The sequence below is a fragment of the Kitasatospora sp. NPDC097643 genome (assembly GCF_040302625.1).
Classification (GTDB): domain Bacteria; phylum Actinomycetota; class Actinomycetes; order Streptomycetales; family Streptomycetaceae; genus Kitasatospora.
In genome coordinates this window covers 1-18,874 of record NZ_JBEOSA010000055.1, presented here as the reverse complement: position 1 = coordinate 18,874, position 18,874 = coordinate 1, and the positions used below count along the sequence as shown (strand labels likewise).

General features: G+C 74.4%; 23 protein-coding genes. 6 read left to right on the top strand and 17 right to left on the bottom strand.

Translation table 11 applies throughout. The features are described from left to right. Positions 1–19: 19 nt before the first annotated feature. Positions 20–979 carry a MerR family transcriptional regulator gene (locus ABTY15_RS28860; RefSeq protein ID WP_350601841.1) on the top strand — a complete coding sequence of 320 codons (960 nt, stop codon included), beginning with the start codon at positions 20–22 and terminating at the stop codon, positions 977–979. Here ABTY15_RS28860 and ABTY15_RS28855 read toward each other — a convergent pair. The 9 genes from ABTY15_RS28855 to ABTY15_RS28815 all read right to left on the bottom strand — a co-directional run bounded on the left by ABTY15_RS28855 (position 964) and on the right by ABTY15_RS28815 (position 7,142). Further along, positions 964–1,422 carry a hypothetical protein gene (locus ABTY15_RS28855; RefSeq protein WP_350601840.1) on the bottom strand — a complete coding sequence of 153 codons (459 nt, stop codon included), beginning with the start codon at positions 1,420–1,422 and terminating at the stop codon, positions 964–966. The genes ABTY15_RS28860 and ABTY15_RS28855 overlap by 16 nt on opposite strands. A gap of 203 nt (positions 1,423–1,625) precedes the next feature. After that, positions 1,626–2,303 carry a class I SAM-dependent methyltransferase gene (locus tag ABTY15_RS28850; protein ID WP_350601839.1) on the bottom strand — a complete coding sequence of 226 codons (678 nt, stop codon included), beginning with the start codon at positions 2,301–2,303 and terminating at the stop codon, positions 1,626–1,628. A gap of 43 nt (positions 2,304–2,346) precedes the next feature. Continuing rightward, positions 2,347–2,865, bottom strand: coding sequence for a MarR family winged helix-turn-helix transcriptional regulator (locus ABTY15_RS28845; protein ID WP_350601838.1), 519 nt, complete (start codon positions 2,863–2,865; stop codon positions 2,347–2,349). 75 nt (positions 2,866–2,940) lie between these two features. Next, positions 2,941–3,297 (bottom strand): DUF6204 family protein, encoded by a 357-nt coding sequence (locus ABTY15_RS28840; RefSeq protein WP_350601837.1) that lies wholly within the window; start codon positions 3,295–3,297, stop codon positions 2,941–2,943. A gap of 85 nt (positions 3,298–3,382) precedes the next feature. Beyond that, positions 3,383–3,700, bottom strand: a complete 318-nt coding sequence (locus tag ABTY15_RS28835; protein WP_350601836.1) for a hypothetical protein — start codon at positions 3,698–3,700, stop codon at positions 3,383–3,385. 147 nt (positions 3,701–3,847) lie between these two features. Further along, positions 3,848–4,051 (bottom strand): hypothetical protein, encoded by a 204-nt coding sequence (locus tag ABTY15_RS28830; RefSeq protein WP_350601835.1) that lies wholly within the window; start codon positions 4,049–4,051, stop codon positions 3,848–3,850. Between the two features lie 98 nt (positions 4,052–4,149). After that, positions 4,150–5,490 (bottom strand): serine/threonine-protein kinase, encoded by a 1,341-nt coding sequence (locus ABTY15_RS28825; RefSeq protein WP_350601834.1) that lies wholly within the window; start codon positions 5,488–5,490, stop codon positions 4,150–4,152. A gap of 139 nt (positions 5,491–5,629) precedes the next feature. Continuing rightward, positions 5,630–6,547 (bottom strand): phosphotransferase, encoded by a 918-nt coding sequence (locus ABTY15_RS28820; RefSeq protein WP_350601832.1) that lies wholly within the window; start codon positions 6,545–6,547, stop codon positions 5,630–5,632. A 154-nt stretch (positions 6,548–6,701) separates the two neighbouring features. Next, positions 6,702–7,142 carry a winged helix-turn-helix transcriptional regulator gene (locus ABTY15_RS28815; RefSeq protein WP_350601830.1) on the bottom strand — a complete coding sequence of 147 codons (441 nt, stop codon included), beginning with the start codon at positions 7,140–7,142 and terminating at the stop codon, positions 6,702–6,704. Between the two features lie 88 nt (positions 7,143–7,230). Between ABTY15_RS28815 and ABTY15_RS28810 the strand changes: the two genes are divergently transcribed. Further along, complete coding sequence (locus ABTY15_RS28810) at positions 7,231–8,115, top strand: NAD(P)H-binding protein (RefSeq protein ID WP_350601829.1); 885 nt, start codon at positions 7,231–7,233, stop codon at positions 8,113–8,115. Positions 8,116–8,248: 133 nt separating this feature from the next. Here ABTY15_RS28810 and ABTY15_RS28805 read toward each other — a convergent pair whose 3' ends face one another. From ABTY15_RS28805 to ABTY15_RS28790, 4 genes are all read right to left on the bottom strand, one after another. Beyond that, positions 8,249–8,770 (bottom strand): hypothetical protein, encoded by a 522-nt coding sequence (locus ABTY15_RS28805; protein WP_350601828.1) that lies wholly within the window; start codon positions 8,768–8,770, stop codon positions 8,249–8,251. Further along, on the bottom strand, positions 8,767–9,561 hold the full coding sequence (locus tag ABTY15_RS28800) for an ArsR/SmtB family transcription factor (RefSeq protein WP_350601889.1): 795 nt from the start codon (positions 9,559–9,561) through the stop codon (positions 8,767–8,769). Before ABTY15_RS28800 ends, ABTY15_RS28805 begins: the two co-directional genes overlap by 4 nt. Positions 9,562–9,687: 126 nt before the next feature. Further along, positions 9,688–10,635 (bottom strand): hypothetical protein, encoded by a 948-nt coding sequence (locus ABTY15_RS28795; RefSeq protein ID WP_350601827.1) that lies wholly within the window; start codon positions 10,633–10,635, stop codon positions 9,688–9,690. After that, on the bottom strand, positions 10,632–11,165 hold the full coding sequence (locus ABTY15_RS28790) for a SigE family RNA polymerase sigma factor (protein WP_350601826.1): 534 nt from the start codon (positions 11,163–11,165) through the stop codon (positions 10,632–10,634). Before ABTY15_RS28790 ends, ABTY15_RS28795 begins: the two co-directional genes overlap by 4 nt. Before the next feature lie 107 nt (positions 11,166–11,272). Here ABTY15_RS28790 and ABTY15_RS28785 point away from each other — a divergent pair, with 107 nt between their 5' ends. Both ABTY15_RS28785 and ABTY15_RS28780 read left to right on the top strand, forming a co-directional pair. After that, complete coding sequence (locus tag ABTY15_RS28785; protein ID WP_350601825.1) at positions 11,273–12,067, top strand: DUF6215 domain-containing protein; 795 nt, start codon at positions 11,273–11,275, stop codon at positions 12,065–12,067. Between the two features lie 113 nt (positions 12,068–12,180). Further along, positions 12,181–12,990, top strand: coding sequence for an alpha/beta fold hydrolase (locus ABTY15_RS28780; RefSeq protein WP_350601823.1), 810 nt, complete (start codon positions 12,181–12,183; stop codon positions 12,988–12,990). 15 nt (positions 12,991–13,005) lie between these two features. Here the strand turns inward: ABTY15_RS28780 and ABTY15_RS28775 are convergent, their stop codons facing one another. Further along, a complete protein-coding gene (locus ABTY15_RS28775; RefSeq protein ID WP_350601820.1) occupies positions 13,006–13,995 on the bottom strand; it encodes an ArsR/SmtB family transcription factor in 990 nt (329 codons plus the stop codon). Positions 13,996–14,170: 175 nt separating this feature from the next. Here ABTY15_RS28775 and ABTY15_RS28770 point away from each other — a divergent pair, with 175 nt between their 5' ends. After that, positions 14,171–15,565 (top strand): alpha/beta fold hydrolase, encoded by a 1,395-nt coding sequence (locus ABTY15_RS28770; RefSeq protein ID WP_350601817.1) that lies wholly within the window; start codon positions 14,171–14,173, stop codon positions 15,563–15,565. Between the two features lie 82 nt (positions 15,566–15,647). Here the strand turns inward: ABTY15_RS28770 and ABTY15_RS28765 are convergent, their stop codons facing one another. The 3 genes from ABTY15_RS28765 to ABTY15_RS28755 form a co-directional block, all read right to left on the bottom strand. Then, on the bottom strand, positions 15,648–16,244 hold the full coding sequence (locus tag ABTY15_RS28765; RefSeq protein ID WP_350601813.1) for a hypothetical protein: 597 nt from the start codon (positions 16,242–16,244) through the stop codon (positions 15,648–15,650). After that, positions 16,232–17,377 carry a serine hydrolase domain-containing protein gene (locus tag ABTY15_RS28760; protein ID WP_350601810.1) on the bottom strand — a complete coding sequence of 382 codons (1,146 nt, stop codon included), beginning with the start codon at positions 17,375–17,377 and terminating at the stop codon, positions 16,232–16,234. Before ABTY15_RS28760 ends, ABTY15_RS28765 begins: the two co-directional genes overlap by 13 nt. Positions 17,378–17,489: 112 nt before the next feature. Next, positions 17,490–18,029, bottom strand: a complete 540-nt coding sequence (locus tag ABTY15_RS28755) for a hypothetical protein (protein ID WP_350601808.1) — start codon at positions 18,027–18,029, stop codon at positions 17,490–17,492. Positions 18,030–18,163: 134 nt separating this feature from the next. Between ABTY15_RS28755 and ABTY15_RS28750 the strand changes: the two genes are divergently transcribed. Continuing rightward, entirely contained in the window at positions 18,164–18,748 is a 585-nt protein-coding gene (locus ABTY15_RS28750) for a DUF3885 domain-containing protein (protein WP_350601806.1), read from the top strand. The last annotated feature ends 126 nt before the right edge of the window (positions 18,749–18,874 follow it).

Below are 18,874 nucleotides of genomic sequence, written 5' to 3'. Positions count from 1 at the left end.
AGGCGGCAGGGTGGCGGCCATGAACGGCGACGCGCTCCACACCATCGGTGAGCTGGCCCGGCGGACCGGGCTGACGGTCAAGACCGTCCGGTTTTACTCGGACCAGGGGATCGTGTCGCCGGCCGACCGCAACCCGGCCGGCCACCGGCGGTACGGCGCCGACGCCGTCGCGCGCCTGGAACTGGTACGCAGTCTGCGTGAGCTCGGGCTCGGACTGCCCGCGATCCGGCAGGTGCTGGCGCGCGAGCTCGCGCTGCCCGAGCTCGCGGCCTCGCACGCCGAGGTGCTCGACGTCCAGATCCGGGTGCTGCGGCTGCGGCGGGCGGTGCTGAGGGCGGTGGCCAGGCGCGGGTCGACACCCGAGGAGCTGACTCTCGTGCACCAGCTGGCCCGCTTGTCGGAGGACGAACGCCGCCGCCTGATCGGGGAGTTCCTGGCCGACGCCTTCGGCGACCCGGACGCGGATCGCCCCGGGTTCGCCGGGGTGGCGCGTTCGATGACCCCGGAGCTGCCGGACGATCCCGAGCCGGAGCAGGTCGAGGCGTGGGTGGAGCTGGCGGAGCTGGCGCTGGACCCGGACTTCCGGGAGCTGTTGCGCGGGCTGGTGGCGGACGAGGCGGCGGAGGCCGAAGTCGGGCTGCCGCGGCCGGGGTTGGCGGCGGTGGTGCGGGAGCTGGCCGGGCCGGCGGTGGTGGCCGGGGTCGATCCGGGCTCGGCGGAGGCGGCGCGGGTGGCCGGGGTGCTGGTGGAGCGCTACCGCGGGCTGGCGCGGGCGGTCGAGGGGGACGGGCCGGCGCTGCGGGGCCGCCTGCTGGACCGGTTGACGGCGATGGCGGACCCGCGGCGGGAGCGGTACCTGGCGCTGCTGGCCGTGGTCAACGGGTGGGCGGCGCCGGAGAGCCTGGCGCCCGTGCTGGACTGGGCCGCGCGGGCCGTGGCCGGGGGGTGTGCGGCCGGTGGGTGTCAGGGGCGTTGCTGAGGGGGCCGGCCGGCGGGGAGGTTGGTGAGGAAGGCGTGGGCCTGGGCGCGCAGGTGGTCCACCGGCGGGTTCTCGCAGATCACTTCCAGGCCGAGTCCGGTGGCCTGGCCGGTGTGGTAGTAGGACTGGTAGGCGAGGTACGGGCGGTGGCCGTCGGTGGGGTCGAGCCCGAGGGCGAAGGTCGCGAAGTGGGTGCGCTCCTTGTCGGTGCTCGCGAACTCCGTCCGGGAGAGCTGCCACTCGCACTCGTACGGTTCCGGCTCGCAGGGCAGGTCCAGCAGCGCCTGGGCGAGCCGGCGGACGTCGTCCGGGCCCTCGAAGGGCAGCGACTCGGACCAGCGCGGGGCGGAGGCGGACAGCTCCCAGCTGCCGCCGTTACGGCTGACGGTCAGTGCCCACTCGCCGTCGGGGTTCTGCCAGTGGCAGCTGAGGATCGGCTCCATGGTGGTCAACCTCCTTGTGGCACTTGTCCGTTGGTTCCTCTCATCGTGGCACACCGGCTGGTCGGCCGGTGTCGGATGAGGCGGCTGTGCGGCCTGGGTCAGGCCTGGCTCCAGGCCTTCTGCAGCGGGTGGTCAGTTGGGCGTGGGGGCGACGCAGAGCAGACCGGTGCCGTCGACGGTGAGGTCGGGGGCGTCCGGGGTCGTCATCGGGGGGTCTCCTGGGTGATGCGCCAGAGGCGGCGGGGCAGTTCGCCCTCGTCGAAGGGGTGGACCTCGGTGAGGTGCCAGCCCTCGGCGAGGGCGTCCACCAGGGCGCGGGGGAAGAAGTGGACGGCGAAGCCGCCGTGCTCCCAGATGTCGTCCCCGTGGCCGGTGCCGGCGCCGTAGTGGGCGTCGCCGGTGTGGCGGACGGTGTAGACCAACGTGCCGCCGGGGCGCAGCACGCGGCGGACCTCGGCGACCAGGGCGTGGATCTCCGCGGTGGAGAGGGCCATGCAGAGCAGCATGTGCGCGAACACCGCGTCGACGGAGGCGTCCGGGAGCGGCAGCGGCTCGCGGACGTCGTGGACGGCGGTGGTGAGGTGGTCGGTGAGGCCTTGTTCGGCGGCGGTGGCGCGCAGTTGTGCCAGGCCGGTCGGGCTGAAGTCGGTGGCCAGCACGGCGAAGCCCCGGCGGGCGAAGTGGAGGGCGTCCCGGCCGTGGCCGGCGCCGAGTTCGAGTACCTCGCGGGCGCCGGCCTCGGCGAACACGCGGGCGGCGTGCCGGGCGGGGGCCGAGGGCTCCTCCCCGTACATCCCGGGGTGGGCGGTGTAGGTCTGCTGCCAGTGGGCGCGTTGGGCGTCGGCGAGGCCGCCGGGGTCGTCGCCGGGGGTGGTGGTCATGGTGCGGCCCTTCGCGGAGGTGCGGTGGTGCGGTGGTGCGGGTTCAGCCTAGGCGCGGGGTGCGGGCGGGGCGCTCGGTGAGGCCGGGGCCGGTGAGGCGGGTGAGCAGGGTGGTGAGGCGGTCGAGGTCGTCGGGGCTCCAGCGGTCCGCTGCGAAGAGGTCGGCGGCGACCTGGCGGGCGGTGTGCAGCATCTCGGCGAGCCGTTCGTGGCCGGTCGGGGTCAGGGCGGCGTAGGCGACCCGGGCGTCGCGGGCGGCCGCCTCGCGGCTGACCAGGCCGATGCGTTCCAGGGGTGCCAGGCCGCGGGTGACTCCCGAGGCGGTCAGGCCGAGGGCCTCGGCGAGGTCGACCCGGCGCAGTCGGCCGCCGGGGGCGCGGCTCAGGTGCAGCAGCATGGTGAAGTCGGACAGGCTCACGCCGTGCAGGCCGCTGAGGCTGGCGTCGAAGCGCTTGGTCACCGCGGTCTGGGCGCGGACCAGGCGTAGGGCGGTGTCGAGCGGGTCGGGTGCGGTGGGGGTCGGGTCCGTGTTGGACGGATCGGTGTTGGACGAGTCTGTCATTGCCACCTCCTTGACTGCTCAAGTATATCCCTGTGGGCGAGCCGTCAAGGAGGTGGCGGAGGGGGAGGGGGGCCGTTAGCGGGCGGCGTTGGCGGCGCGGCGTTGGCGCTTGCCGAGCGGGGCCTGGGAGAGGTCCTCGGCCTGGGAGCGCAGGTTCTTGTAGCCGTAGCCGTGGCTCTCCAGCCAGGCCCGGGCGGCGAGTTCGGCCCGTTCGGTGGCGTCCAGGATGTCCTCCTCCGCCTCGCCCGAGTCGAGGAAGCGGAAGGTGAAGGCGGCCCGGGCGCCGAGGTCGTAGCTGAGGTGGCCCTCGCGGGTGAAGGCCGCGCGCAGCACGTCGTGCTCGGGTGCGCGGGCGAGGAGTTCGGCGTGCTGCTCGGTGCCGAGGCCGTCGAAGACGCCGCGCACCATGATGCGGAAGGTTCGGGTGGTCATCCTCCGACCATAGGCAGGGCGGTCGACCGCCCGCCACACGATAACGGCGGGCGGGGGTCGGGGGGCTGGGTCCGGGCGGCGGGCCTCACGGGTCGTGGTGGGCGAGGAGGGACCACAGCATCCAGCCGGTCACCCGGGTGCGGACGACCATGACCTCGGCCCAGCGGGCGCCCAGCGGCGACGTCCAGGTGTCCACGATCTCCACCCGGTCGCCGGCCCGGGCCAGGCCGATGACGGTGTCCCCGCCGGAGTGGTCGAGCCGGACGTTGGCGGCGTTCGCGGAGACCTCCCACCAGCCCGTCCCGACCTCGGGCGTCCGCTCGCCGCCCCTGGTGGCCGCCGCGGGGACGAGCAGGATGGCCAGGGACAGCATCGCCGCCGAGGCGCGGCCGATCAGGGCCACGGGAGCCCCGGGGCGGCGGAGCGGACGGGTGGCGGCGGGGGAGGCGCGAAGGACAGGGAAGGCACGTAGAGCAGAACGAGCCGACCCTGCGTGTGCGTACTGCCTCGGGCCGGCCCTCACCCGACCGGGTGAGGGCCGCGGCGGTGGTTACAGGGTGTCGGGGAAGTCGGATCCGGTGGGGCCGTCCGGGAAGTTCCTCCCGGTGTCGGCGATCGGGCCGTCGGCCTCGGCGGTGGTGGTGACGACGGTGGTGTGGTCGGCGTGCGGGGCGGGTGCCGCGTACTGCGGGGCCGTGAGGGCGAGGACGCCGGCGGCGAGGGTGGTGGCGAGTGCGTACGTCCAGGTGGGCATGGTGGTTCCCCCGGGGGCTCGGAGCCCGCCCCCGTGACGGGCCCGGTCGGGAGGAGCCAAGCACGGTTCCCGGTGCGCCGACAAGAGTTGGCGAACCGTCAGGACAGCAGGTCCGGTCCGTCCGCGGTGGCTCGGTCGCGGTCGGCGAGGAGCTCCCCGAGGGTCGGGCCGGCGGGGAGCCTCCGGCGTTGGGCGCCGGGGTCGGGGCTGCCGCTCCGGGCCTTGGCGTTGGCCCTGGCCCTGGCCTTCGCGTTGGCCCTGGCCTTGGCGGCGGCGTCGGCAACGGCGGTGGCGGCATTGGCGGCGTCGCCGCGGGCGCGGAATGCGGTGGCCCGGACGGCGGCCTCCCGGTCGATCTCCTCGGCGCGCTGCCGGGCCTCGGCGACGATCCGCTGCGCCTCGGCCTCGGCGAGGGCCCGTTGGGCGGTGGTGTCCTGCTCGAACTGGCGGTGGCGCTGGGCTACGTCGGTCTCCGCCCGCAGCGCGATCTCGGCGGCCTGCTCGCGGGCGCGCCGGAGGAGGTCGTCGGCCTCCTGGCGGCGGGCGAGGACGTACGGGTCCTCGGCGGCGGGGTGGAGGCGGACGGTGGCGCTGTCCGGGGCCTGCGGGCTGTCCTCGGCGATCCGGCGCAGGCGTTCGGCGACCTGGTCGGCGTGCGGCGGGCGCCGGTCGGGGTCCTTCGCCAGCAGGTCGAGGACGAGGTCGTCGAGTTCAGCGGGCAGGCCGGACCGCTGGGTGCCGGGAGCGGCCGGGGCCGCTTCGCCGTGCTGGCGGATGAGTTCGTAGAGGGTGCCGCGGAACGGGGTGCGGCCGGTGAGGAGTTCGTGGAGCAGGCAGCCGAAGGCGTACAGGTCGGAGCGGGCGTCGAGGCCGCCGCCGGTGAAGCGCTCGGGGGCCATGTAGGCGGGCGTGCCGACGATGACGTTGGTGCTGGTGATGCCGTCGTCGGCGGTGCCGACCCGGGCGATGCCGAAGTCGACGACCTTGACCGCGCCGGAGGACAGGATCATCACGTTGGCCGGCTTGACGTCCCGGTGGACGACGCCGGCCCGGTGGGCGGTGGCGAGGGCCTGGGAGATCTGGGTGGCCCAGGTCAGGGCCTGGTGCAGGGCCGGCGGCCCGGCGGCCAGGTGGCGGTTGAGCGGGGCGCCGTCGAGCAGCTCCATCACCAGGAAGAACAGCGGGCGGCCGGCCTCGTCGTGCCGGCCGAAGTCGTGCACGGTGACGATGGCGGGGTGGTTGAGCGCGCCGGCGGTGGCCACCTCGCGGGCGAACCGGGCCTCGTCCTTGGGGGTGTTGGCGCTGCCCGGCAGCATCACCTTGACGGCGACGAGGCGTTGGATCCGCGCGTCGCGGGCCCGCCAGACCGCGCCGAACGCGCCTTCGCCGATCTGCTCGACCAGTTGGTACCGCCCGTCGAGTACGTCGCCCGGCTGCAATGGCCCGCCCCTTTTGCACGTTTCGGTGCCGTGGTCGGTCCTGGCCCTGGTCCCGGCCCCGGCGCTGGTTTCCGGCACAACCTATCGCTGATCGCTGATGTGTTGTCACCTCTTGGATGTGATCGCGGAGTTGGGTGTTTCAGTGGTCGGCTAGGAGGCGGGTGAGGGTCGCGCGCCCGGCCGGGCCCCAGGTGGGCTGGCCGCCGGGGAGGCCGCGCTCGCCGGCGCGGCCGATGTCGATCAGGACGAGGGCGCGCAGCAGGGCCCAGCCCCGGGCGCGGCGGACCGTCGCGGGGTCCAACGGGCCGTAGGCGGCGAGGAATCGGGGAATCGCGGCGGCGGGCAGGAGCAGCCAGGCGGCGGCGAGGTCGGTGGCCGGGTCGCCGGTGCAGAGGTCGCCGAAGTCGATCACTCCGGCGAGGGTGCCGTCGGCGAGGACGACGTTCGCGGGGTGGAGGTCGGCGTGCAGCCAGACCGGCGGGCCCGGCCAGAGCGGCGCCGAGGCCGCGTCCGCCCAGAGCGCGCGGACCGCCGGGGCCTCGGCGGCGAGCCCGGCGGGGCCGAGGGTCGGGATCATCCGCTCGAACTGTTCCTCGCCCGCGGCGAGCGGGCCACCGCGCTGCGAGGTGGTGAAGTGCGGGGCGGGGGTGGGGGGTTCGGTGTGGTGGAGGGCGCGGAGGAAGGCGGCGAGGGCGTCGGCGGCGGCCTCCGGGCGGGTGACCTCGGCGTGGTCGCCCGGGACGCCCGCGACCCAGGCCGTGACCGACCAGGGGTGCGGGTACTCCGCCGTCGGCGCGCCCTCGCGCAGCGGGTGGGGCACGGGCAGCGGCAGGTGCGGGGCGAGGAGCGGGAGCCAGCGGCGCTCCTTGCGGAGCAGCTCCGGGGCGCGGGCGGTGCGCGGCAGCCGGACGGCCAACTCCTCACCGAGGCGCCACATCTGGTGGTCCCAGCCGCCGGGGACCGGGCGCAGCGGGAGGTCCGCGAGGTCCGGGTGCTGGGCCCGGAGCAGGGCGCGCAGCTGCGGCTCGTCGACGGCGGCGATGGTGCGGCTGGTCACGGCGGAGTCCCCCTCGGCTTCGGACGGTGCCGGGGAGTCTAGCCAGCCGAGGGGGAACCGGGCGTGGAGTGGGGGAGAAGGGAGACGGACCGGGGGAGCCTGCCGTTGCGGTGGGGCGGCAGCAACAGGTTTTCGGGCGGACCGGAAGCGCTGCTCACTGCGGCTGGGCGGCGTCCCAGCGGGCGCGGTGTTCGGCGATGGCGTGGTGGTGCCGGAGCGACCAGTCGGTCAGGGTCCGGACGAGGTGGGCGAGGCTGCGGCCCAGGTCGGTCAGCTCGTAGTCGACCCGGGGCGGCACGGTCGGGTGGACGGTGCGCGAGACCATCCCGTCCCGTTCCAGGCGGCGGACGGTGAGGGTGAGCATCCGCTGCGAGATGCCGCCGGGCAGGGCGCGCTGGAGCTCGCGGAACCGGCGGACGCCGCGGCTGAGTTCGACCACCACCTGCACGGACCATTTGTCGCCGAGCCGGTCCAGGACGTCGCGGATGCCGCAGTCCTTCTCGCTCTCCTCGAGGTCGAAGAGTGCGGCCGTGCTCGCCTCGTCGGCCACCTCGCCGGCCGGTTCGCTGGTTACCCCGGTGTGCCCCAGTGACATGGAACTGCCTCCTTACCCGATCGGGATCCGCTGCCGAGGATGGACGTCGTCCCCCTCCACGAGTGCGTGAACGTCAAAGGAGTGTCAGATGATCCTGGTCACCGGTGTCTCCGGAGCCCTTGGCAGCCTGGTCCACCGTCGACTGGCCGAGGACGGCGCGCCCGTCCTCGCCGGCTCGCGGACCCCGCCGGACGGCGGGCGGACGGTGGACTTCGACGATCCGGCCGCGCTGGCCGAGGCCTTCGCGGGGGTGGACGTGCTGCTGCTGGTCTCGGCGGGCTACGCCGACGACGACGTGGTGATCGCCCGGCACGGCGCGGCGATCGAGGCGGCCGTGCGGGCCGGCGTCCGGCACGTGGTCTACACCAGCATCGCCGGTTCGGGCGAGCGGATGACCCTCGCCGTGCCGCACCGCTGGACGGAGCGGGCGCTGGCGGCCGCGCCGCTCGGCTGGACGGTGCTGCGCAACGGCCTGTACGCCGAGTTCGCCGGGACGCTGGCCGGGCTGGGGGCCGAACTCGCCGCCGCCGAGGGCGTGTTCCGGCTGCCGTGGGGGCCGGGGACGCTGCCGGTGGTGTCCCGGGAGGACCTGGCCGACGCCGCGGCGCGGGTCGCCCGCGAGGTGCAGGGGGCGATCGACGCGGGCCGGCCCGTCCCGCACGCCGGCCGGACGTACGAGCTGGAGGGCGAGGCCGTGGTCGGCGGCGCGGACCTGGCGGGTGTGCTGGCCGAGGTGCTGGGGCGGCCGGTGCGGTACGAGCCGTCGCCGCTGCGGGAGACCTGGGCGGTCTGGGAGGCGCTCGGCGCCGATCCGTACCAGCGCGGGCACGCCGTCTCGCTGCACTCGAACATCGCCGCCGGGTTCGCGGTCGCGGCCGCGTCCGACCTGCCGGGGCTGCTGCCGGGCCGGCCCCGGGCGGCGCGGGCGCTGATCGCGTCGACGGTGCGGGCGGCGGTGGCGGCTGGGGGATGAGCGCGGGAGCTGGGGCCCGGCAGGTGGCGCCGCCCGCTTCGGTGCGTTGCGGCGTCTGGTGGTGCCCCGCCCGGGTGCCGGACGGCCCGGCGTCCCGTCGGGGTGGCGGGGCGCCGGGCCGGCTGGTGTGCGGTCAGGCCCGGGCCGGCAGGAGGGCGAGCAACTGGGCGGTGTGGTTGGGCAGTTCGACGTCGGCTAGGCCGGTGACCAGGTCGCGCAGGGCCAGCGGTTGGTCGACGAGGACGGTGCCGTTCGAGAGCAGCAGGGTCGGTACCGGGGTGTCGAGTTCGCTGCCGCTCAGCTGCGGGCCGGCCAGGGCGCACAGGGCGTCGCCCTGGTGCCGGAGGCGGGTGCGCAGCCCCTCCGGGCCGCCGGCGAGGGTGATGAGGCGGTCGATGGTCCAGGGGTCGAGGGCGTTGCGGTTGTCGTAGCCGGCGTGGGCGCCCGCGGCGACCTCGGAGACGGCCGTGATGGTGGCGGCGGTGACCAGCGAGACGTGCGCCAGGATCTGGTCGGCGTTCCACTCGCCCGGGGGCGGGGTGGTGACGGCGTCGCCGGCCTCGGCCACGGTGACGGCGGCGTCGAGCAGGGCGCGGTAGGCGTCGCGGAGCGGGGCGGTGTCGAGCATGTCGGTCTCCTCGTCCCGGCGGGTCACGCGTGGCTGGTGGTGCCCGACATCTCCCAGGGCGCCTGGGGGAGGGGTTCGCCGGTTTCGAGCAGCGACTTGAGGTTGGCGAGGACGGCCGCCCAGCCGCGCGAAATGCCGTGGTACATGTCCAGGTTGGGCAGGTTCTCGTGGGTCACGGTGAGCCGGACGATGTCCTGGTGCGGTTCGACGTCGAAGGTGACGACGGACGGCTCGCGCTTGGTCCCGGCGTCCGGGGCGTCGTCGAAGGTGATGACCAGCCGGGTCGGGGGCTCGGCTTCGAGCACCTTGCCGACCACGTCGACGGCGCCGGAGCCGTCGATCCGACGGTGCTCCCAGGGCGAACCGGGCTGCCAGTCCGAGACGTTGGCGTGGTTCCAGTAGCGGGCGGTGAGGTCGGCGTCGGTGAGGGCCTGCCAGACCTGCTCGGCGCTCGCGCGGATGTAGGTGACGTACACGTAGCTGGGCACGGTGGCCGTGGTGCCGGTCATGGCGTATTCCTCCGCCTGGTTCTTGATGGCGCTGATCAATTGCAGGTTGGGCTTCTCGAACCCGGAGATCCAGCGTTCCTCGATCTCGTGGATGGGCACCGGGTTGAGGTAGTGGAGCCGTTCCCGTCCGCGCCGGACGACGGTGACGAGGTTGGCTTTCCGGAGGACGTCCAGGTGCTGGGTCGCGGACTGGCGGGCCATGTCGAGGCGCTCGCACAGTTCGCGCAGGGTCTGGCCGTTCTGTTCCCGGAGACGGTCGAGCAGGAGTCGTCGGGTGGGGTCGGCCAGGGCCTTGAACACCGTGTCCATCGCTGTTGCTTCGAGGCTCACCCCTCGATTATGCAGGTATTTACCTGCCTATTGTCAACCGGCGGGCCCGTGAGGGCCCGCCGGGGCGTGGGAGGGGTGGTCCGGATCAGCTCAGGTCAGCTCGGCTCAGCTCAGCAGCTCGATCCCGTCGTTCGGGAGCTTGGCGCCGTTGCGGTCGTAGAACTGCCAGGACTTGGCCTTCTTGCCGTCCGGTGCGGCCAGCGCGATGCGGCGGATCGGGGAGTCCCCGACGGTGACCGCCTGCGGCTCGGTGGTCGTGCCGTCCGTCCAGGTGACCACCACCCTGCCGACGTTCGGCCCGAGTGCGACCGTCGCCACGTCGAGCGGGGCCACCGTGTCGTCCTTGCCCCGGTGGCCGAGCAGGCCGCCGCCGAACGTGGTGGCCTGGGCGGCCTGCGGCGGGAGGTGGCCCGGCGCCAGGGCGGTGCCCTCGCTGTCGTGGCCGAGGCGCACGCCGTCCACCGTGAAGTAGACGTTGACGACGTCGCTGTCCGGCTGCCAGTACTGCCGGACGAAGTCCTCCGTCGGCCTGCTCAGTTCGGGGTCGACGGTGCGGCGCTCGTTCCAGACGGCCAGCGCCTGCTCGTAGGCCCGCTCCTGCGGGGCGAGCGGCCACAGCGCCGCCCACACCTTCCACTCCTTGCCGTCGACGGTGCCCTGAGCCAGCACCGTCCGGACCGGCACCAGCGGGTTGCGCACCGCCGCCACGGCGCCGGCCGGCGGCTCGAACGAGGGCCCGCCGCCGGTGCCGCCGCCCGGCCCGGCGTTGGCCGGGGCGATCGCCGCCACCGAGCCGCCGTCCGCCGCGGCGCCGTGCAGGGCCGCCATCGCCCCGCCGGCCAGCACCATCGCCGACCCCAGCGCGACCATCCCCACCAGCGCGTGCCGTCGGCGCCGCAGCCGGCGCCCGCCCGCCAGGATGTCCGCGACCGGCACCGGACCGACCTTCGCCCCGGCCGCCGCCTCCGCCAGGCCGAGCCCGACCCACAGCGTGGTGTCGCCGTCGTCCATCTGATCCATCGCGCCCGTCCCGTTGCCGCTGCTCATGCTCATGCCCCGCCTCCGATGTGTGCCAAGCCCTTGATCGCCCGCAGTGCCGCGGTCTGCCGCAGCCGCGCTATGCCCTTCGCCGTCTGACTGCGCACCGCCCCCACCGAGCAGCCCATCGCCACCGCGGTCTGGCTGTCGCTCAGGTCCTCCCAGTGCCGAAGCACCACCGCCTCGCGCTGGCGCGGCGGCAGGGTGGCGAGCGCGGCCATCAGCGCCGCGCGCTGGTCGGACCGCGCGAAGCCGTCCTCCTCGCCGGGCCCGTCCGGCACGCTGGTGACCAGCAGCTCCGGCGGCCGGCGCCGGCAGCGGCGGGCGTACTCGTTCACCATGATCCGGCGCACGTAGGCGTACGGATCGTCGGCCCGGCGGACCTTCCCCCAGGCCGCACAGGCCTTCTCCGCCGCGGACTGCACCAGGTCCTCCGCGGCGTACTGCTCCCCGGTCAGCAGGTACGCCGTCCGCAGCAGCCGGGGCCAGGCACCGACGATGAACGCCTGGAACTCGTCGCCCCGGTCGGCTTTCGTTACTCCCATGAGCACCTCCTCACCCTCCTAGAGTCCCGGTGCCGCCGAAACCGCTTCCTCATGGGGCCGAAAATCCGCTGGGGCGGCGGCGGGAGTTGGGGTACGGTCCGCCGGTGATGGATGAGCGTGTGGGTGGGGACGGGGCCGGGACCGAGGCTGAGACCGAGGCCGGGGTGGAGATCGAGGCCGAGGCTGAGGCCGGGGCGGAGGTCGAGGCCGAGGCGGGGGCGCCGGGGAAGCGCGGGCCGAGTGTGGGGGTGCAGATCGCGGCGGCGGTGGTGCTGGTGGCGGGGGTCATCGGGGCGTTCATGGGGCTGGCCGCCGCGGTGGACGACCCGTTGACGAGTCAGAGCAGCAAGCCGGCCGTGTGCAACCCGCCGAAGGACACGGACGCGCCCGAGTACCCGGCGCTGTGCGCCGCGCTCAACCGCCCGGACCTGCCGACGCTGGCGGGCCTGCCCGGCGAGCACGTGTCGATCGCGCAGTCCGGCGGCGGGCCGTTCACCTTCGCGGACGGGACGAAGGAGTTCGACGCCTCGGCGCAGGTGCAGATCGGCTCGCTCTGCATCGAGGTCACCGACAACAAGAAGATCTCGATCGAGGACCTCGGCCGGGTCAGAGGCAACCGGAACCCGACGACGACCACCGTCCTCGGCCACCCCGCGATGACGTACGACGGCCGCACGACGGCGCTGTCGTTCAAGGGCGGGACGTCCAGCGCCGGCACGGGCGGCGTGTCGCGCCACCTGGTCGTCCAGAAGGACGCCGCGGCGGGCGGTGGCACCTTCGAATTCACCGTCTGGCGTCAGGACTTCGCCACCCCGGACGAGACCACCCTGTACCGCGTCGCCACCCAGGTGCTGCCGACCCTCCAGGGCTGGGTGGCGGGGCCCGGAGCGCCCACGCCGTGACGACGGCGCGGCGGTGACCGGCCGGTCGGTGACTCTGTGTGAACTGGATCTGAGCGTTCCCGAGGGTTGTGTCAGGCTGGTGGGGGAGCACCGCCGAGATCGGGAGGCTCGTGATGGCCGAGATCAGGGTGAACGGGGTGTCGCTGCACTACGAGGCCCTCGGTGAGGGCCCCGGCGTCGTCCTGGTCCACGGGTCGTGGAGCGACGCGGACGGCTGGGCGCGGGTGATGCCCGGGCTGGCCGAGTCCACCACGGTGGTCGCCTACGACCGGCGCGGGCACAGCCGCAGCGAGGACCTGCTCACCCAGGGGTCGGTGCACGAGGACGCGGCCGACCTGGCCGGGCTGATCGAGGGCCTGGGCCTGGCCCCGGCGTTCGTCTGCGGCAATTCGTACGGCTCGCTGATCACGCTCCGGCTCGCCGCGGCCCGGCCCGACCTGCTGCGCGGGATCGCCGTGCACGAGCCGCCCGGCATCGGGGTCCTGCTCGCCGACCCGGGGCTGCGGCCGATCGGCACGGCCTTCGCGGACCGGATCGCCGGCGTCCGGGAGTTGCTGGAGCAGGCCGAGTCGGCCGCGGCGGCGGAGCTGTTCGTGGAGACCGTGGCGTTCGGCCCCGGCGCGTGGGCCCAGCTGCCCGCGCCGGTCCGGCACACCTTCGTGCGCAACGCGCCGACTTTCCTGGACGAGCTGCGCGACCCGGACGCGCTGGACCTCGACCTCACCGCGCTGGCCGGCTTCACCGAGCCCGCGCTGCTCACCCAGAGCGACGACAGCCCGCCGATCTTCGGTGAGGTGCTGGACCTGGTCGACCTCACCCTGTCGAACGCGGAACGGCACCTGTACGAGGGTGCCGGTCACGCTCCGCACCTGTCGCAGCCGGAGGAGTGGGTCCGGGTGGTGCTGCCGCGCGCCCTGGCGTGAGGCAGGCCGCGACCGTTACCCCTCCGCCACCAGCTCCTCCCCGCGCGGCGTCCGCCGGTACAGCACCTCGCGCCCGCTGCGCACCCGGCTGACCAGCCCCGAGCGGTGCAGCACGCCCAGGTGGTAGGAGACCGTGCCCGGGCTGAGGAAGTGCCGGCCCGCCAGGGCCACCGTGGTGGCCGGGTCGACCAGCGCGGCGAGCAGATCGGCCCGGGTCGGCCCGAGCAGCTGGGCCAGCGCGGTCGTGGGCGCGTGCGGGACGGCGATCGGCTGCGCGGCCGGGTACATCAGGGTCGGCGCCCGGTGGTACCCGTCGACCGGGTCCAGGATGACGTGGATCGTCCGGGTCACCAGCGTCGGCATCAGCAGCACCATCCGGGCGGGCAGCGCGACCTCGAAGCGGCTCTCCAGCTCGATCCGCCCCTCCACCCAGGACAGTTCCGGGGCAAGGGAGTTGAACAGCGCCGCCGAACCGTGCCGGGCGAGGAAGCGGCCCCGCTGGTCGATTTCGGGGTCGAGCACCGCCCGGGCGTCCGGCCAGTACGGGGCGAGCGCCAACTCCCAGTAGTGGCCCAGTTCGTCGGCCACCCGCTCGGCGAAGTAGCGCGGGCCGCGCTCCAGCGTGCGCAGCACCACGTCCGATACCTGGCGGCCGTTCAGGCGTGCGGCGGCAAGGCCGTGTTGGGCGATCGCCAGCTCGGCCCGGACCCGCTCCGGCGCGGTGCGGCGGACCGCCTCCAGCTGTTCCTCGACCGTCGGCGCGGGCCCGGTCGGGTGCGGGGAGAGGAAGTCGGGCAGGTAGCCGCCGTCCTGGTCCAGCGCCAGCCCGGACAGCAGCTCCAGCCGTTCCCGCCGCAGCACGCGTCTGGTCCGGCCGACCCAGGCGTACGGGCCGGTGCGGGGGCCCAGGCCGGAGGCCATCAGGGTGTTCACCGCCTCGTGCAGCGGTGACACGACGAAGCGGGAGCGGGCGAGCCCGTTGGAGTCGATGGTGAGCTGGATCATGGCCGTTCCTCCCCCTGTTCCCCCGCCGTTCCGCCGGCCGAGTGGCCTCGGGACCCCTGAGGTTTCGAAGCTGGTCGAATCCTGACACGAATCGTCGCGCCCGAAGTGGTCCAGGGCACAAGCTTCTTTCGTGACCGCGTCACACGGGGGACGCGGTCGAACGGGAAGGACGAACATGACGAGCACGCGCGGCCGTATCGCCGCCCTGCTGGGCGCCGTCGCGGTGGTCGCCGGCACCACGCTGGCCACACCCGCCGTCGGCGCCACGGCCGGTGAGGACCGGCCCGCCCCGGGCAGCGGACTCACCGGGCAGGCACCCTGCCCGGAGCTGCCCGACTTCACCTGCGGGACGCTCACCGTCCCGCTCGACCACAGCGGCGCAACCCCCGGCACCCTCAACCTGGCGGTGGCCGTCGCCGGCAACACCAAGGCCCCCAAGGGCGACCTGCTGTTCCTCACCGGCGGCCCCGGCCAGCCCGGCGTCCCGCTGGTCAAGCGCATCGTCAGCAAGCTGGGCCCGGTCCTCAAGGACTACCGCCTGGTCATGTTCGACCAGCGCGGCACCGGCGACAACGCCCTGCAGTGCCCCGCCCTCCAGGAGCAGATGGGCGCCTCCGACCTCACCCCGCCGACCCCGCAGGCCGTCACCGACTGCGCGGCCGCGATCGGCCCGAACCGGCGCTACTACGGCACCGCGGAGACCGTCGGCGACATCGACCTGCTGCGCCGCGCCCTCGGCGACCACCGCCTCACTCTCGACGGCGTCTCGTACGGGACCTTCGTCGCCGAGCGGTACGCCCTCGCCCACCCCGGGCACGTGGCCCGGCTGGTGCTCGACTCCGTGGTGCCGCAACAGAGTTACGACCCGATGGACCTGGCCGCACTGCCCGCCGCCGCCCGGGTGCTGCGGGCCGCCTGCCAGGCCACCGGCTGCACCACCGACCCGGCCGTCGACCTCGCCGAGACCGTCCGGCGCTACCACAACGGACCGGCGGTGCTGGACGCGCTCACCTCCTACGAGTTCGTCGACCCCAACTACGGCGGCATCCCGGAGGCCCTGCACGAGGCGGCCGCCGGGCACCCGGAGAAGCTCCAGGGCTACATCGACGGCGGCCACGAGGGCGACGCCGTCCCGGCCTGGCTGCTCAGCCAGGGCCTGCACGCCAGCGCCCTGTGCGCCGACGGCCGCTACCCCTGGGGCACCTCCGACACGCCGGTGGAGAGCCGCCCGGCCGCGCTGGAGCGCACCCGGCAGCAGCTGACCGCCGAACAGACCTGGCCGTTCGACGCGGACACCGCCACCGGGCTCGGCTCCCTGCTCACCTGCCTGAACTGGCCGCAGGAGCCCGTCCCGCCGGCCCCGTCGGAGCACCGCAAGCTGCCGAACGTGCCGGTGCTGCTGCTCGGCGGCGACCGGGACCTCTCCACCCCGCTGGAGTGGCTGCACCAGGAGGCGGCCATGGCGCGCCAGGCGCAGGTCGTGATCGTCCCGGGGGCCGCGCACTCGGTGCAGACCCGGGCGGCCAGCGACGTGGGGCGGCAGGCGGTCTACGACTTCCTGCTGAAGTAGCCGCAGGAAACGGGGGAGGGGGGAGGACCGGACCGTTCCGGACGGGGGTCGGAACGGTCCGGTCGCACCGCGGCCGGTGTGCTCAGTCCACGGCGGCCCCCCACCCGTCGTCGGGCTGGGACCGGTCGGGCTCGGGGCAGTCGACGTGGTCGTAGCCCCAGAGCAGGGCCTTGTTCAACAGCCAGTCCGCCAGGGGCGGTTCGTCATAGCCCTCGCGGTCGACGAGGACGAGTCCCACCCGGACCTCCTCGGCCGGCGTGACCTCCAGGGTCCGCTGGCCGGGGAGGTTCTGGTACGTCACGGTCTCCCAGCGGCAGTTGGCGGCGGTGAGTGCGGCGACCAGGGCGGACTCGGTGACCTGGGAGTCGATGGTCCGCAACCCGCCGTCGGGGGTGGGGAGTTCGAGCTCGCCGTGCCAGGCGGGCAGGGAGAACGAGCGGAGCCGGCGGCACCGGCAGAACACCGTCTGCACGTCGCCCCAGCCGAAGAGGTGCGGCCAGCGGGACCCCTTGTGCACCCGGCCGCCGTCCCACGGTCGCCCGTAGCGGTCGGCGAGTTCGGGCAGCGAGGCGTTGTAGCGGAGCCCGCCGAGGCCACCGAGGCCGCCGAGGACGCCGGTGGTGGCCAGGGTGGTGAGCTGCGCGAGGAAGTCCGGGGCCCCGCCGGTCAGTTCAGGCATCCGCGGACCGCCTCCACCAGCCGGGTCGCGCGGGCGTCGCCGTGCCCGATCATCCGGTTGGCGACGTAGCCGAAGCCGATGCCGAACTCGTCGTCCCCGAAGGCGAACTGGCCGCCCGCGCCGTCGTTGCCGAAGCTGCGCGCGCCCAGCAGCGGGCGGAAGCCGGGGGAGTCGAGCAGCACGCCCGCACCCCAGCGGGCACCCATGTCGAAGCCCAGGAAGCCCTGGCCGGCGGAGAGTTCGCGCAGCGCGTCGGTGACGGTGTCGGGCGAGAGCAGGCGCGACCCGCCGTCCAGTCCGGTGACGGCCGCCGCGTACAGGCCCGCCAGGCCGGTCGCCGAGGCGACGGCGCCCGCGCCCGGCAGCTCGATCGCGTGCAGGGCCGGGTCGTTCCAGCCGTGCGGCACGTCCAGGCCGGGGAAGACCAGCGCGCCGTTCATCGTCACGATCCGGGTCAGCAGGTGCTCCGGGCCGGGCATCGGGCGGCGGCCCTCGGCCTCCACCAGCCGGGCCAGGTGCGGGAGTTCGCTCTCCGGCAGGCCGATCCAGACCGGCAGGCCGCCGAGCGGCTCGGCGATCTCCTTGCGCAGGAACGCGCCCGGCGTCAGCCCGGTGATCCGGCGGATCACCTCGCCGACCGCGAAGCCGAGCACATGACCGTGGTACTCGTACGTCTCGCCCGGCTCCCAGAGCGGCCGCTGCTCCTCGATCGCCCGGACGACCGGCGTCCAGGCGGCGATCTCCTCGAAGGAGAGCACCGCGTCCAGGGCCGGGATGCCGGCGCGGTGGCCGAGGATCATCCGGGTGGTGATGTCGCGCTTGCCGTTCTGGGCGAACTCCGGCCAGTAGCGGGCGACCGGCGCGTCCAGGTCGAGCCGGCCCTGCTCGGCGAGCAGGTGGGCGGAGATGCTCACCGGTCCCTTGGCGCAGGAGAACACCGGCACCACGGTGTCCTGCGTCCAGGCCCGCCCGGTGCGTTCGTCGGCGGTGCCGCCCCAGAGCTCGACCACCTTGCGGCCGCCGGCGAACACCGTGACGGCGGCGCCGAGTTCGGGGAACTCGGCAAAGTTGGCGGCGAAGACGTCCGCGACCGCGCCGAAGCGCTCGTCGGCCCACCCCTGGTACTGCTGCATGGCGTTCTGCCCCGTTCCCTCGTAGTTCGTCCCAAGATCGTCGACCGGACTACGGTACGGCCCCGGCGGGCTCGGCACGACCAGATTTAGGACACCGGTACGAGGGAGTGGGTCACTTCGGTGGGAGGGCGCCGGTCACTGCGGTGCGGGGGTGCCGGTTACTCCCCGGGGCGGAGGTACCGGTCGCTTCCGGTGCGCGGCGTCGGGGCCAGGCGCCGAGGGCGAGGGCCGTCCCGATGCCCACGAAGGCGGCCGCCCCGGCGGGGATCACCCAGCCGGTGAGCGGACCGTCCGTCCGGTCACCGAACGCGCCCGCCAGGGCGGTGAGCAGCCCGTACGGCACCAGCAGCGTCCCCGCCCAGGCCGGGGCGAGCAGCATCCGGCGGACCATGCGCCGGCTCCTCATCGGCGAGAGCAGGGCGAAGGCGAGGGCCAGGCCCGCCAGCGCGAGGACGGCCGTGAAGTCGACGCCGTGCCGCTCCAGCCACACGAGTGCGGCGGGCGCACCGTTGTGCTCGAACTCCGCCGCCATGTCGAACCCGTCCGCGATCCCTGCCTGCCCGCCTGCCGCCCAGTACGTCTTCAGCGCGATGTAGGGGAGAGCCAGGGCCCCTGCCGTGGCCGCCGCCCGCCGCGTCGTCTCCGGTGTCAACTGCTCGGTCCTCTCCGGGATCTCCGTCGTCCGTCGTGATCCACGGTGCCGTGGATCACGGCGGCCGGGCCTCCTGCTCAGGGGCCGGGAGCCTCCCCCCGGCGGGGGAATCGGCGTCTGGGATGATCAGCCGGGTGACGGAGGGGATCGACGTGGACCGGGACGCGCTGGCTGCGCTGTGGGATCTGTGGGAGCGGCAGTGGCCGGGCGGCCCGCCGATCGGGTACGAGATCGGCGAGGAGCACGGGGACGTCTGGGTGCGCTTCCACAGCCTGCCGGAGTCCAAGCGCTACCCCGGGGACGAGGCCGAGTACGCCGTCGCGCTGGAGCGCTACAACACCGTGCTGGACGAGCTGTTCGCGGGCCAGGAGGTGTACGTCAGCACGCCGGTGTGGACCGGCACGCCGGAGGCCCCGGCCGGCGGGGGCGGTGTGCACTGGCGGAGTTGGCTGTACCGGGACGACCCGGATCCGGAGTTCCGCAGCTACTGCCACGTTTTCGTCGAGCGCCGGGAGTGGCGGTACGGCTGCCTCGACGCCCTGCTGCGCCGGGTCGCCGACGACGAGGTGTCCGGTGTGATCATCACAGACACCGCCATGCGGCGCCTCTACAGCCCCTACGACGGCGGGGCGGACGTCTTCCTCGCCTCGCCGGATGAGCGGGACCGTCTGCGCGAGCGGCACGCCGACTGGCTGTCGCGCCGCCCGGACGGGCTCTGAACGTGATGGGGTGGAGTGGGAAGTCGGCGGGGCTTCGCCACGGTCGTTCTCCTACGGGCGGTGCCGTTCCCGGGCAGGCCGGACGTACTGCGCCCTCGGGGTGGGTGGTCAGGGGCGGTCTTCGTG

Excerpts from the sequence above, each read along its gene's own strand:
- ABTY15_RS28790 (WP_350601826.1), bottom strand. The coding sequence starts at position 11,165 with ATGGGAGTAACGAAAGCCGACCGGGGCGACGAGTTCCAGGCGTTCATC.
- ABTY15_RS28860 (WP_350601841.1), top strand. The coding sequence starts at position 20 with ATGAACGGCGACGCGCTCCACACCATCGGTGAGCTGGCCCGGCGGACC.
- ABTY15_RS28830 (WP_350601835.1), bottom strand. The coding sequence starts at position 4,051 with ATGCCCACCTGGACGTACGCACTCGCCACCACCCTCGCCGCCGGCGTC.
- ABTY15_RS28840 (WP_350601837.1), bottom strand. The coding sequence starts at position 3,297 with ATGACCACCCGAACCTTCCGCATCATGGTGCGCGGCGTCTTCGACGGC.
- ABTY15_RS28810 (WP_350601829.1), top strand. The coding sequence starts at position 7,231 with ATGATCCTGGTCACCGGTGTCTCCGGAGCCCTTGGCAGCCTGGTCCAC.
- ABTY15_RS28815 (WP_350601830.1), bottom strand. The coding sequence starts at position 7,142 with ATGTCACTGGGGCACACCGGGGTAACCAGCGAACCGGCCGGCGAGGTG.
- ABTY15_RS28785 (WP_350601825.1), top strand. The coding sequence starts at position 11,273 with ATGGATGAGCGTGTGGGTGGGGACGGGGCCGGGACCGAGGCTGAGACC.
- ABTY15_RS28850 (WP_350601839.1), bottom strand. The coding sequence starts at position 2,303 with ATGACCACCACCCCCGGCGACGACCCCGGCGGCCTCGCCGACGCCCAA.
- ABTY15_RS28845 (WP_350601838.1), bottom strand. The coding sequence starts at position 2,865 with ATGACAGACTCGTCCAACACCGATCCGTCCAACACGGACCCGACCCCC.
- ABTY15_RS28760 (WP_350601810.1), bottom strand. The coding sequence starts at position 17,377 with ATGCAGCAGTACCAGGGGTGGGCCGACGAGCGCTTCGGCGCGGTCGCG.
- ABTY15_RS28770 (WP_350601817.1), top strand. The coding sequence starts at position 14,171 with ATGACGAGCACGCGCGGCCGTATCGCCGCCCTGCTGGGCGCCGTCGCG.
- ABTY15_RS28780 (WP_350601823.1), top strand. The coding sequence starts at position 12,181 with ATGGCCGAGATCAGGGTGAACGGGGTGTCGCTGCACTACGAGGCCCTC.
- ABTY15_RS28795 (WP_350601827.1), bottom strand. The coding sequence starts at position 10,635 with ATGAGCATGAGCAGCGGCAACGGGACGGGCGCGATGGATCAGATGGAC.
- ABTY15_RS28765 (WP_350601813.1), bottom strand. The coding sequence starts at position 16,244 with ATGCCTGAACTGACCGGCGGGGCCCCGGACTTCCTCGCGCAGCTCACC.
- ABTY15_RS28800 (WP_350601889.1), bottom strand. The coding sequence starts at position 9,561 with ATGGACACGGTGTTCAAGGCCCTGGCCGACCCCACCCGACGACTCCTG.
- ABTY15_RS28775 (WP_350601820.1), bottom strand. The coding sequence starts at position 13,995 with ATGATCCAGCTCACCATCGACTCCAACGGGCTCGCCCGCTCCCGCTTC.
- ABTY15_RS28855 (WP_350601840.1), bottom strand. The coding sequence starts at position 1,422 with ATGGAGCCGATCCTCAGCTGCCACTGGCAGAACCCCGACGGCGAGTGG.